Source organism: Nonlabens ulvanivorans (assembly GCF_032922765.1).
Taxonomy (GTDB): Bacteria; Bacteroidota; Bacteroidia; order Flavobacteriales; family Flavobacteriaceae; genus Nonlabens; species Nonlabens ulvanivorans.
The window spans coordinates 1143652-1157963 of the sequence record NZ_CP136694.1 but is presented as its reverse complement, the minus strand read 5'-3'; the positions used below and the strand labels follow the sequence as shown (position 1 = coordinate 1157963).

The following is a 14312-nucleotide window of genomic DNA, read 5'->3' as shown; positions in this document are numbered from 1 at the left end:
GTAATCAAATGGTAGAGCCATTATGCTATCTTATCTTAGCCCTTCAAAATAAAGAAGCTATGTCAGAAGAAGTAAGAAAGCAGGAACCACAGGTGCTTTGGAATCATTTTGCAGATTTAAACGCCGTACCGAGACCTTCAAAAAAGGAGGAACGTGTACGAGCTTTTATGGTAGATTTTGGTAAAAAACTAGGTCTCGAGGTTATAGAAGATGCGATAGGTAATGTAATTATTAAAAAACCTGCCAGTCCCGGAATGGAAGATCGTAAAACGATAATCATGCAGTCGCATATAGACATGGTGCATCAAAAAAATAATGACACAGATTTTGATTTCCTTACTCAAGGTATTGATATGTATGTAGATGGAGATATTATTGCTGCGCATGGAACAACACTAGGTGCCGATAATGGAATAGGAGTAGCGGCTATTATGTCTGTATTATCCTCTAGTGATATTGCTCATCCAGCGATAGAGGCATTATTTACTATCGATGAAGAAACAGGTATGACAGGTGCAAAAGAACTGGATAAGACGATTTTATCTGGTACAATACTTTTAAATCTAGATACTGAAGAAGATGATGAGATTGATATAGGTTGTGCAGGTGGTGTAGACATTACAGCAACCAAGGAATACGAACTAGAAAACATACCTGTGGATTATACTACAGCAGTTCTGACGGTTAAGGGACTTAATGGTGGACATAGTGGTATGGACATTATTAAGGGCTTGGGTAATGCAAATAAGATGATGACGCGCTTGCTAGACGCGATGCAAAAGGTAGAAGATGTTCATGTAGAAAGCATTCATGGTGGTAGCTTGCGTAATGCGATACCACGCGAAGCAAATGCGATCATCAGTTTTAAGAAAACTGATGAGTTAATGGATCAATTTAAACGTTGTAAAGCAGCCATCCATGATGAATACAAATCACTAGAGGCAAAGCTCGATATCTCTTTAACAGACACTACAGCATCTAAACTAGTGTTGAGTGCAAGTGATAGCCGCAACTTAGTTTTTACTCTATTAGGAATTCACAATGGAGTGTACAGAATGAGTCCAGATATTGCAGATCTAGTTGAAACTTCTAATAATCTTGCTCGGGTAGTATTGGACAACGGATCTTTACAGATAGCTTGTTTAACGCGTTCTTCTGTAGATAGTTCTAAGACTGATCTTGCTTCATCAATAAGTGCTGTTATGAAACTTGCAGGAATGAATGTGGTACTTTCTGGAGATTATCCAGGATGGCAGCCTAATACTGATAGTGCTATTTTAGAAATTGCTAAAGCAAAGTATGAGACTTTATTTAATCATACTCCTAGAGTAGTGGCTTGTCACGCTGGACTAGAGTGTGGGATTTTAGGAGAACGTTATCCAGGATTAGATATGGTTTCTTTTGGCCCTAATATTAGAGGAGCGCATAGCCCTGATGAACATGTTGAAATTCCATCAGTTCAGAAATTCTGGAAGTATTTAATAGAGATATTGAAAGATATTCCCAAAATTTAATGATGGTTGATGACTAGTCAACTCAATAGGATAAAAGAAAAGCCCTAACTGTTTAACCAGTTGGGGCTTTCTTTTGGAATCATAAAGTCCCGATTACTTTATGATTACCTTCCTTATTTGTGTACCATAACTAGTTTGCATTGTGACAATATAGTTGCCCGTTGCAATTTGGTCTACTGGTATTTTTATAATTCCATGTTGATTGCTAACGTCCCAAGTATTAATTTGTTGACCTAACATATTTGTAAAAGTTACGGTACTGATATCCATCTGAATACCTTTCTTAATGTGTAAAGCATCTTGTCCAGCAGGTGTGAAAATTATGATATCACTTTCAGACAGCTGACTGCTATCACTACTAAGGGTTGTAGGTTCATTAAATACAATTGAAAATCGATCACTATAGTCACCTACTGCAAGTGGATCACTTACATAATTAGCGTTTCTTAAGTTATAAAAAGTGTTATTAAGAGCATCTTTAAGATAAATATCTAGTGAAGGATCAACGTTTTCAAGCTCATCAATTTTAATTGAAATTGATCCTGCAGTTCCTACTTTAATGTGAAGAGGTAGTACCGTAGTGATGTCTACTTGATCAATGGCTTGAATATTTAACTCTTCGTTATTTAAATTAAAAGACATATCGTCAATTTGTGGATCATATTGATAACCATCAAAAGCTCTATCAAAACCATTGCTAGCATTAGGATCTATGGTCAATAATAACTGTCTATGAATAAGATTAGGAGAATCGAATCCAAATCTGAACTTAGGTCTTAAATCTGATGACGTATTATAGTTAGAAAAAGGATTGTTGTTTGCATTGCTTCCTGGTGCAGCCACGAAGATACTGTTACCAGAAGCTTCAGTTACAAACTGTCTTTGATCATTTCTAAAGCGCACACTACCATTTGCAATACCTGTCACAAAGAAACCTTGTGCAACAGGAATAAATCTTTCTGGTTGTTTTACAGCTATACCACCTTGATTAACAGATGGATGAGATGTTCCTATTGTTGCGTTACCTAATCCACCGGATAGATTATACATTGCATAACCACCTTGATACAATTGCAACTGGTGTGAATTCCCACCCCAATGTTCCCATAAGTATATGGTACCATCTAGATCTGGATTATCATTAATGAATTCATGTGCATCAAGGGCACTAGGATATGGGTTACCAACAAGATATATATTACCATCAAAAACAGTTAAGTCTATATCTCCGTTATTAGGTTTTCCAACAAACACATAATTTTGATTGCTTGTAGAGGCTCCTGTACCTTTCATAGTCCATCCTTCACCAGCTTTTAAGGTGCCGTTGGGTCCTAGGTAAGTCCAGTTAGAGTATTGTCCGGCAAGTAGGTTGGTATATTTATAAAGCCATCTACCAGATATTGTAGCAGCTGTCGTGGCATTACCTGCAGCGCCATCTCTAACTGCTGTAGATGTCCAGTTAAGATCTCTAGGAGTATCTACAAGAGTTCCATCTTTAAGAACATCGTTAATTGAAAAATTAGTATTGATGCTGCTTGAATTTATTAAACTTACTGGAGAAGACCAGTAATTATAGCTAAACTTATCTGAAGTTCCTTGTTGATCTCTTTCGATTTTACCTGTACTAGTCGCTACTAAATCGCTATCCGTATTTTGAATTAACTGAGACTCATTTTTTAGATCAATTGTTCCATCTAGTAAAAGATGATGGGTAACCGTAAGTCCATGATCGTTGTTCACATTAATTTGATCAGATTCCACTATAAGGCCTAATAATGTTATATCTGTATTATTAATTTCTAAATCATGTTTTGATTTTACGATGTTCCAATCAATTTTAACCGTAGCTCCATTAATATTTCTAAAACTTCCAGGTGTGAAAAGTTCTGATCCGTTTTCCCAGGCATTTATATCTTCCCAATCATTGTTTGCGGTTGAGATGTAGGGTAGTGGAGCCTTTTGAAGATCCATAGAGAAACGATCTCTATCAAAGAGTTGAGCGTATCCTTTATTAATAGAATTATCATTAAGTGCTGTACCTATATAACTGTTCAAGTCATAGTAAGCTGATAATTGACCCCAGTCTATAGATACAACTTCATTTTTAGTGACCGTAGTCGGTAAAATTTCTCCTTCTACTTGGTTAGAAATATCTTGAATTTCTTGATTCATGATATATCTTAATTGTGACTCTGTCAGAGCTTGATTCCATATTCTTAACTCATCTAGTCCACCTTTCCATTCATTATTTAAAGAACCGTTATTATTTCTACGAGCACCTATCGTGAATAGATTCGAATTTGCAATTGGAGCAGTTTTAGTTATTTCTTTATCCAATACACCATCAATGTATAGTTTTATAGTACCGTCATAAGTTACCGCAACATGTCTCCATACATTATCTGTTAAAGCAGTATTACTAGTTAGACTTTGGTTGGATCCATTATTCCACCACATCACTAATCTATTACCACTATTTAGGTAGAAATGGTATCCAGAACCACCTTGTCTTTTTGATAAAATAGTTTTTGCATTATTACGATCATTATCGCCATAACTGTTTACCCAAGCAGAAATTGTAAAGTTATTATTTAAATCCACACCTTTTTCAACATTTAAATGATCGTCAGAACCATCAAATTCTAAACCTCTTGATGTGTATACTATTGCTGCTGTTCCTAAACTAAAAAACTCTACTCCATTGAAGTCATATTTAACTCTATAGTAATCACCATCTTCTTCAAAAAAAAGTGTTTTAAAATTTGTACTAAAGTTTTCGTCATCTGCTACAAGTAGAACATATTCCATGTCTGCGGTAACAGCTGGTAGACCCGTTAAATCATTTTTATGAACTCTTATTTCAACGGTAGGAATATCTGAATTCACTTCTGATATTTTCCAAACTCGATTCATCTTATCTGTAGTTGTAGTTACGGTATTCGTTAACCCGACTTGATAGGTTACTGGTGTTGCACTGGTATCGGTGTCATTACCGTTGTGTCCCCAAAATAAAAACTCTTTATCAGTTCCGAAAGTATTTAAATTATCAGTTCCTATATCTTCAACATCACCTAGTCCAATAGCGATTATGGAAGTAGAATTTTCACTTTTAGATTGTTTCTGATTCAACTCAGAATTGTCATCTCTTCCTATGGCTGCGACATCATAATTATAACTTGTGTTAGAACTATAGTCCCAAATCATGTTGTTACTAGAATCTATATATTCCCAGTCTGCCTGATGATCATCTAATGTACTTGCTGGTTCATGTAAGGTGATACCATTTTTTATAGCTAGGTAAGAGTAAACTTTTTGTTGATCATCTATAGTCAGTCGATCAGAATAACTAAAAACTTCTGTTATCTGACCGTTCAAGTGTGTCTCAAAAGGTAAACCGTTCAATTGATACCTACCAGCACCTAAGTAATATGCCTTATCTAAAAATTCATTAAAAAGTAATGTTTCACCACTAGATGATGTAACACCATTTGCATTATCTACCTTTCTACCGTTGATGTAAATTTCGGTACTATTATTAAATGGGTCATTTTTTACATTAATAATGTTAACATCATTAAAAGTTCTTGTAGGGTCACTATATGCTCTTCCATAGCCTAGTAGGTTATCTGTTAATGCTGTCGGAACTGTTTCTACACTATGAGCTAGAACCTCATCGTTATATCTAGCAGAGACTGGTCCCCAACCTAGACCAGAAGGATCTTTTGCTGGATTTTCTGAAGATACTTTTGCACTTAGAAGCATCGTCTCTCCAGCGTTTGAATTACTAATATCTAAAGTAGATTTTACAACGATCCAATAATCATTTGAATTAAATCCAGCTTTTCCCTTCATGTGTTGTTGAGAAGCTCTATCAAAATCAACTGCAGGATTAAAATTCACATTTTTGTCGACATTATTTACATAAAAAGGTGCATTTAGACTAGCTTCCTTAGCGTCGTTATCTAAAGCTAAATCTTCCCAAGTTAAAATTTGTGTTCCATCAGTACTTGCAATATCTGATGCTCTAAGCCATAGGGATAAATCATCACTAACATTTGCTGGTCCATCAGGTGCAACAGGGATTGTATTAGGAATACCTCTTAACATGATATTATCTACTAATACACCATCATCTCTAGTGTTATCTCCATCTGATGCAAATACTACTCTAAATTTTACTAAAGGATTATTATTAAGTATAGCAGGTAATTCATGAGAAGCATTTTCAAATCGACTATCTGCAGTATCTAAGGTAGAATTATCACCTACCCAACCATGTGAATCATTGGATAATGCATCCACATTATTACCATTGTACCAGTTCACGCCAGAGTTTTGTGCACCTAATACATCCCAAGTAATACCGTTGTTTGCGCTGTATTCTACGCGCATACCATCATTTACATCATTAGTGTTAGTTCTAAAATCTAGTTGAAATTCTAGATTTGTATAGCCTAATGTAGAAATCGTTGGACTCTCTAAGGTCGCCCTAGCATCACGAGGATAATTATTGAAGTTGTCTGTATAAAAATATAATCCTTCTCCGTTTTCAAAAGTGGTACCTAAAGTCCAATTAAGATTTATTCCATTACTAGTCCATCCATTTGCTCCAGAATCAAAGTTTTCATAAAAGAATGTACTTTTTTTAGCAGTAGAGGTAGAGGTTACTTCAAAGGTATAAGAGGCTTCATCTGGATCGTTAGAGTTAATAGTACAAGTTGCAGAACTTGTACCAGGCGTAGGTCTAGTAACATATGCAAAAAAGCTTAAGGAGCCACCACCAGGAATTATTCCTGTAGGCTGTTCTACAACATCATAAAATGCACCACCTGCTCCAAAAAATGTCACTGGATTACTACCTGACATTATTAATTCTTGTCCTCCTAAATTGTTGATGGTGAATTTTCTATATATCCTTTTAGGACCTTCTATATTCCCAAAATCTGTATTGTTAGCTGTACTTGTTCCGGGAGCCCCATCAGCTATTTCAATATTATTTGCGGTAATAGAAATGTCTGGTGTATTACAGGAAATATTACTACCTGTAACATCAAAATTCTCTGTAGAATTATTCCCTGTTCCTAAGGCAAAAACATATGAATTCGATGTGCCTATGTTAATAACAATATTTCCACCACCATTCCACCCATCACCATAGGAATCACGTAAAACGACCCTATAGTTATTTGCAACAGCTAGACAACCCAATGACACCGTTGTATTGTAATTACCATTTGTACCGTTAAAGCATCTGGCGGGATCACAATAAGTGGCAATTAAGTTATTATTAGGGTCAAATATTTCTATTTGATTATCACCTGACCAGCTAGGCCAGTTGATATCTATTGATACATTGTTTTGTTGAGCATTAGAAATAAAAACTCCTGTGTTTAATAAGAAGAATAGTAGAGAAAGTAAATTTAATTTCATAAGATATGGTCCTAAGTATGGGGAGATTTACAGATATACGCTTTCGCGAAAGCGTGATAGAATAAATTTCAGGATTCAAACTAATCATAGTTTAAATCCTGAAATTTTTTAATTGAGTTGAGTTTACTGGATAATTACTTTTCTAGATTGAGCACCGTAGTTAGTTTCCATAGAAACGATATAATTACCACTTGCGATTTGATCTGTAGGTACAGTTATGATTCCGTTTTGATCTGATACAGTCCAAGTCTTCACTTGTTGTCCTAACATATTAATTAAGGTGATAGAGTCGATTGTCATTTCTACACCTTTTTTAATATTTAGACTTTGCATTCCTTGAGGAGTGTAAATGATTAGATCATCTTCATTTAAAACTACATCATCATTACTTAGTGTTGTAGGATCATCAAATACGATAAAAAATCTATCATTATAATTACCAGCCCATAATTGTGGACTAGTGTAATCACTAGCTCTTAAATCATGGTAAGTGTTAGTAACACCATCTTTAAGATATATTCCTTGAGTAGGATCTACATTCTCTAATTCATCTATTTTAATGGTAATGACTCCAGTCGTACCTATCTTAACATTTAAAGGTAAAATAGTACTTTGAGAGATTTGATCAATACCTTGAATATTTAAACTCTTACTACCTATTTTGAATGACATATCATCGGTCTGAGTATCGTATTGATAACCATCAAAACCTCTATCAAATGCACTACTAGCATTAGGATCTATCGTTAATAATAATTGTCTGTGAATAACACTAGGAGAATCAAAGCCAAATCTAAATTTAGGTCGCATATCACCTTGAGTATTATAACCAGAATATGGATTACTGTTTGCATTACTACCAGGTGCTGCAACAAAGATGCTATTACCAGAAGACTCTTTTACAAACTGACGTTGATCATTACGAAATTTTACAGTACCATCAGATATTCCTGAAACAAAGAATCCTTGTGCAACTGGAATAAAACGTCCTGGTTCTTTTGTCGCAATCCCACCTTGATTAATTGATGGGTGAGAGGTACCATAGGTTGCATTACCTAATCCACCAGATAGGTTATACATTGCATATCCACCTTGATATTGTTGTAACTGGTGAGAGTTACCACCCCAATGTTCCCAGAAGTAAACAGTACCATCAATATTAGGATTATCATTAATAAACTCGTGTGCATCAAGTGCGCTAGGATAAGGATTACCGACTAGGTAATCGTTACCATTATTAATAGGTAAATCGATGTCACCATTATTAGGCTTACCTACAAATACATAATTTTGCTCATCTGCGGTTCCACCAGCACCGGTACCTTTCATAGTCCATCCTTCACCAGGACTAAGGTTTGTGTTTTGATCGACTAGTTGCCAGTTAGAATACTGACCACCTGTCTGATTACCATATTTATACAACCATCTTGAAGAAATAGTAGCAGCTGTACTAGCGGTTCCTGCTGCACCATCACGTGTGTTATAGTTTGTAAAGTTTAAGTCACGAGGATTGTTAACATAAGTACCGTCTTTAAGTACACCTGCTATACTGAAACCATCATTGTTATTAGTATTGCTGATTCTACTTACTGGTGATGTCCAGTAATTGTAGTTAAATTTATCTGCAGTTCCTTGTTGATCTCTTTCTAGGTGACCAGCACTAGTAGCAACTAGGTCACTGTCTTCGGTCTGTATTAATTGAGATTCACCTTTTAAATCAATAATACCATCTAATTCAAGATAATGTGTAATGGTAAGTCCATGATCATTATCAACATTAACCTGTCCAGATTGTGACATTAATCCTAATAATGCAACATCTGTATTTAAAATATCAAGGTCATGGTTAGATCTAACAATGTTCCAATCGATTTTTACTGTAGCACCATCTATATTTCTGTAACTACCAGGAGTAAATTGCTTACTACCATTTTCCCAAGAGCTTTGATCTTCCCATGTTCCATTTCCGTTTGATTCATAAGGAAGTGGAGCTGTCTGACTTTTAAGTTCAAAAAAGTTCTCGTTTGCCATACGACCATACCCTTCATTTACAGACTCATCGTTAAGAGCTGTACCGATAAAGCTATTCATACTATAGTAAGCATTAAGCTCATCCCAGTCTAATGAGGCAATTTCATTTTTAGAAACTGTATAAGGTATGATGGTTCCATTTACTAAATCAGAATTATTTTCTAGTTCTTGATTCATTATAAATCTAATTTGATCTGTAGATAGAGGAATGTTCCACATTCTAATTTCGTCTAGTTCACCTTTCCAGTGCTCTATAACATTACTTTCATCTTCAAATCGAGCACCTATACTTAAAGTATTTGAATCTGCAGTCGGAGGCACTAGTGAAGCTGTATTATCAATCACACCATCAATATAAAGTGTAACATCAGATCCATTGTAAGTAACAGCGATATGTCTCCATGCATTATCTGCTACAGCAGTGTTAGAGATAATTTCTTGTGCACCGCTATTGTTCCACCATACAGCAACTCTATTATCTGGTCTTAAATACATTTGGAATCCAGAATTCCCTGTTCTTTTTGCAACAATGGTCTTATTAGAGCTAGTACTATTAGCACCTTCACTATAAATCCAAACGGAACATGTAAAACGACCACCTAATCCATCAGATTCTGGAATTTCAATATGATCATCTATACCATCAAAAGAGATACTGCGCTCTTCTTGCTTTACATAAGTAATACCAATAGTAAAGTATTTTGTACCATCAAAATCGTACTTAGCGCGCTGGTAAGAACCATCTTCTTTAAAGAATGCTGTTTCTAGATTAGTTGTAAAGTTTTCGTCGTCTGCGACGATTAAAACATATTTACTGTCAGCAGTAAGTGCTGGTAGACCATTGAAGTCTGTAGTAGAAATTCTTACTTCGGTTTTAGCAACATCAGTGGTCGCAACCTCATTAATTTTCCATATACGATTGATTCTTGTTATGTTAGTTTCAACTGCGTTTACAATACCTAAATCGTAATCTAGAACAGTTGCATAAGCATTTAAGTCCTGTCCATTATGTCCCCATACAAGGAAGTCCTTATCGTTTTGGAAAGTATTACTATTATCAGTTCCTAAATCTTCAACTTTATCAAGACCTATTGCTACAATTGAAGTAGAATTTTCACTTTTAGATTGCTTTTGATTAAGATCAGAATTATCATCTCTACCTATTGCAGCTACATCATAGTTATAATTAGTATTTGAGCTATAATCCCATATAATGTTATTATCACTATTAAGATAATCCCAATCTGCTCTATGATCGTCCAAAGTACTAGTAGGGTTGTGAAGTGAAACACCATTTTTGATTGCTAGGTAAGAATAGATACGTTGTTGTACTGAAGCATTTAATTTATCTCTATAACTGAAAACTTCAGTGATTTGGCCATTTAAGTGAGTTTCAAAAGGAAGTCCATTTAATTGATATCTTCCAGCACCTAGATAAAACGGCTTATTTGTAAAACCTTCAAAATTTAAGGTTTGATTACTAATTGTTGTTTGACCAGTAGCATTATCAATTTTACGACCATTCAAATACATTTCTGTTTGATTATTTGAAGGATTGTTTTTTACATTTATAATATGTACGTCATCAAAAGTTCTTGATGCATCAGAAAATGCACGACCATAACCACTATTTGCATCATTTTCAGAAACGGTACCTACACTATGAGCAAGAACCTCATTTGCATATCTTGCAGACACTGGTCCCCAACCTAGTCCAGATGGGTCTTTTGCAGGATTAATAGGAGCATATTTTGCACCTAATAACATTGTCTCTCCTGCAAGAGAATTAGTCATGTTAATAGAACTTCTAACAACTATCCAGTAATCATTAGAATTAAATCCACCTTTACCTCTCATATGTTGTTGTTGAGAGCGATCAAAGTTTACAGTTGGATTGAAGTTAATATTTTGATCAATATTGTTAGCAAAAGTAGGAGCACTAGATGCAATCTCACTAGCATCATTACCTATTGCCATGTCATTCCAGTTAGTAAGTAAACTACCATCGGTCTGAGGTATGTCTTGAGATCTTAACCATAAAGTTAAATTATCACTAACATCTGCAGGTCCATCAGTAGCCATAGGTAAGGCTAGAGGAGAACCTGTAATGATAACATTGTCAATTAAAACTCCATCATCACGTTGTCCATTATTATCTGATTCAAATCTTACTCTAAATCTTACTAATGGGTTATTGTATAAAGTAGTAGGTAACTCGTGTGATGCTTCTTCAAATCTACTAAGGCTAGAATCTAAGTTAGAATTGTCACCTACCCATGCATGAGCGTTATTTGCAATACCATCAGCATCATTTCCATTATACCAATTATCACCACTACCTACTGCACCCAAGGTATCCCAAGTTGTTCCTCCATTTGCGCTATATTCGATACGCATTGCATCTTCAGTATCCGCAGTGTTAGTTCTAAAATCAATCCAGAATTTTAAATTTGTATAACCCGTTGTTGATATTAAAGGACTAGTTAATACAGCCTCAGCATTGTCAGGATAGTTATTAAAATTATCGGTATACCAGTAATCTCCTTCACCTTTCTCAAAAGTAGTACCTAGTGTCCAGTTGAAAGAACCACCATTAGATGTCCATCCAGCAGCACCATTATCAAAATTCTCATAATACATGGTGTATTGAGGTGCTACAGATTGAGCGGTGATATTAAAGTTATAGGAAGCTTCATCACTATCATTACTTAATATAGTAACAGTAGCAGTACTAATTCCCACAGTAGCTCTATTAAAGTCTATCATTATGTCTTCAGTAGCACCACCGGCGATAGTAGCATTAGGTTGAGTCGTTATTGAAAAATCAGCGGCATTTAAACCGGTAATATCAACTCTAGGTGTTCCCGTAAGGTTTAAACTATTGCTTCCAGAGTTGGTAATTACAAAAACAGAACTTAATGTTCCACTACCTTCAACGATACCTAGATCAGTTCCATCTGCGGTATCTGGTGTTATATCATTATTTGCTATTAAAACTCCATTACCGTAAATGTCAATTTCTTGAGGTCCCGATACACAAGCAGATCCACCACCGTATACATTAAAATTAACGGTAGAACTGGCACCACCACCGTGGTTAGTGCTCAATACCACATTACCGCCAGAAGTGATAGTTACATTTGCACCTGTACCATTCCATTGATCTCCATATCTGTCATACATTCTGATGCTATAATTATTGGCATCAGTTAAACAACCTATATTTACAGATGTATTGTAACTTGTGTTTGCACCAGTGTAACAATTTGCAGGGTTACATAAATCTAATAGTGTAGTGCCACTCGGGTCATATACACGTAAATAATTTTCACCAGACCAGGCTGGCCAGTTAACAGTTACTATCACCTCGCTAGTCTGTGCAACGGATAATAAAGTAATAAAGAATAATATAGTACTTAGTAATAGATTTTTACAATTTAGGAAGGTAAAATTATTCATAATCGTCTACAATTTATTTTCGGGTGCAGTAAAATTAATGTAGTATGTCAGTTAAATTTGTATTTCATCTATAAACTCGTCAAGCAACCCATGTTAAGTGCGTTTAATCGATTAAATTAACAAATGTTTAAAAACAACAAGTTTTTTTACGCTTTCGCGAAAGCATTTATTCAATAAATATTACGATTTAAGCCTATCTTTACTTTTTAGAACTACTACAATGAATCAAAAGCCAACGCTAAAAGTACTTGCTGAGAAATTACAACTATCTACATCTACAGTGTCCAAAGCATTGAAGGACAGTGCAGAGATTAGTATGGATACCAAAACACGTGTTAAAGAACTAGCAAAATTAATGGGTTATAGGCCTAACACGGCAGCTGCGTCTCTAAGAAATAGAGAGACCAGAACAATTGCCGTAGTACTTCCAGAAATAGTGAATGATTTTTTTGGACAAGTATTGATGGGAATAGAAGAAGAGGCTTCTCAACACAATTACAAAATTGTAATTTGTATATCCAATGAATCTTATATAAAGGAAAGGGATTATATAGAAATGTTTTCTAACGGTGCTGTAGATGGATTTATCATTGCTGCATCAATGGAAACACAAGAGCTTAATCAATATGAGCATTACAATGATATCCTTAACTCCGATTTAAAATTAGTCATGTTTGACCGAGTTATTGATGATTTAGACTGTGATAAGATAATTGTTGATGATGCTGCTTCTGGATCTAGATTAGTAGACTTTTTAAAGAAAAAGGGAGATCGTAGTTTATGTGTTGCTTCAACTATTAGTAAATTAAGTGTTGGACAACTTAGAGAACAAGGAATAAGGTTAAAAGTCGATAATTGTCCAGATTTAAAGCTTGAATATGTATTAGAAGATGAGGATGACATTTTTATGAAGAAAATGGAAGAAACCTTGACTAATAAAAAAACTGATGCAATCATAGCTTTAGATCAACGATCAGGTATTATGGCACTTAATAAAGCAAAGGAATTAGATATTAAAGTTCCAGAACAATTACAAATTATATGCTATTCTAATAGTACAATGGCAAAATATTCATATCCTCAATTAACCGTAGTAGATCAACATTCAAAAGAATTAGGTAAAAAAACCTTTACTAGAATTTTAAACTTAATGAAGAATAAGGATGAGGTACAAGTGACTCGTATTCATACCTTAAAGACTACATTACTAGAAAGAGGAACTACTAGAAAATAAAAAAGTCCTCTTTAAAAGAGGACTTTCGTAGCGTGGGGCGGGCACGATCCGCCGACCTCAGCATTATGAGTGCTGCGCTCTAACCAGCTGAGCTACCACGCCATGTTAAGCAAACTTGCCTAAGCGGCTGCAAATATATACTTATTTCTTTATTCTAACCAAATCTAATTCTCTTAATATTTTTCTGAAATTGATTTTTTCTTTTCAGGATTTATCTACTATATTGCCATCAAAGTAATTATCTCATGCAAGAACCAATCAAATTTAACCTGGAGTTTCCTATTCACGTCTCACCAGCATTATTGTATCAATACATCGCAACACCATCAGGAATGTCAGAATGGTTTGCAGATAATGTAAATAGTAGAGGTGAGTACTTTAGATTTATCTGGGATGGATCTGAGGAAAAAGCAAAAATTATCAAACGAGTTAGTGAGGAAAGAGCTCGTTTTCAATGGGATTATGATGAGGATACTAAAAAATATTTTGAAATGAGTATTCAAGTTGATGAGATTACAAAGGATGTTTCTTTAATGATTACTGATTTTGGAGATGATGAAGATGAGGTAGATGATCAAAAAATGTTTTGGGAAAATCAAATTGGAGAGTTAAAAAAAGTACTAGGTTCTAGTTAAACCTAATTT

5 protein-coding genes and 1 tRNA gene are annotated in these 14312 nt (G+C 34.9%); 3 read left to right on the top strand and 3 right to left on the bottom strand.

Annotated features, from left to right (window positions below; translation table 11 throughout):
- Positions 1-59 precede the first annotated feature (59 nt).
- Entirely contained in the window at positions 60-1514 is a 1455-nt protein-coding gene (locus R1T42_RS05315) for an aminoacyl-histidine dipeptidase (protein WP_317291576.1), read from the top strand.
- Positions 1515-1607: 93 nt separating this feature from the next.
- Here the strand turns inward: R1T42_RS05315 and R1T42_RS05310 are convergent, their stop codons facing one another.
- A complete protein-coding gene (locus R1T42_RS05310; RefSeq protein WP_317291575.1) occupies positions 1608-6944 on the bottom strand; it encodes a LamG-like jellyroll fold domain-containing protein in 5337 nt (1778 codons plus the stop codon).
- Positions 6945-7067: 123 nt separating this feature from the next.
- Positions 7068-12434: a LamG-like jellyroll fold domain-containing protein gene (locus R1T42_RS05305; protein WP_317291574.1), complete on the bottom strand. Its 5367-nt coding sequence runs from the start codon at positions 12432-12434 to the stop codon at positions 7068-7070.
- Between the two features lie 220 nt (positions 12435-12654).
- On the opposite strand from R1T42_RS05305, the gene R1T42_RS05300 reads away from it, so the two are divergent.
- A complete protein-coding gene (locus R1T42_RS05300; protein WP_317291573.1) occupies positions 12655-13668 on the top strand; it encodes a LacI family DNA-binding transcriptional regulator in 1014 nt (337 codons plus the stop codon).
- A gap of 28 nt (positions 13669-13696) precedes the next feature.
- Here R1T42_RS05300 and R1T42_RS05295 read toward each other — a convergent pair.
- Positions 13697-13770 (bottom strand) — tRNA-Met (locus tag R1T42_RS05295).
- Positions 13771-13913: 143 nt separating this feature from the next.
- Here R1T42_RS05295 and R1T42_RS05290 point away from each other — a divergent pair.
- The gene (locus tag R1T42_RS05290) at positions 13914-14303 is read left to right on the top strand and encodes an START-like domain-containing protein (protein ID WP_036585002.1); all 390 of its coding nucleotides are present in this window, start codon (positions 13914-13916) and stop codon (positions 14301-14303) included.
- Positions 14304-14312: the final 9 nt, after the last annotated feature.

What these genes read in the sequence shown, in the direction of transcription:
- R1T42_RS05305 (WP_317291574.1), bottom strand. Translation starts at nt 12,434, where the DNA reads ATGAATAATTTTACCTTCCTAAATTGTAAAAATCTATTACTAAGTACT.
- R1T42_RS05310 (WP_317291575.1), bottom strand. Translation starts at nt 6,944, where the DNA reads ATGAAATTAAATTTACTTTCTCTACTATTCTTCTTATTAAACACAGGA.
- R1T42_RS05315 (WP_317291576.1), top strand. Translation starts at nt 60, where the DNA reads ATGTCAGAAGAAGTAAGAAAGCAGGAACCACAGGTGCTTTGGAATCAT.
- R1T42_RS05290 (WP_036585002.1), top strand. Translation starts at nt 13,914, where the DNA reads ATGCAAGAACCAATCAAATTTAACCTGGAGTTTCCTATTCACGTCTCA.
- R1T42_RS05300 (WP_317291573.1), top strand. Translation starts at nt 12,655, where the DNA reads ATGAATCAAAAGCCAACGCTAAAAGTACTTGCTGAGAAATTACAACTA.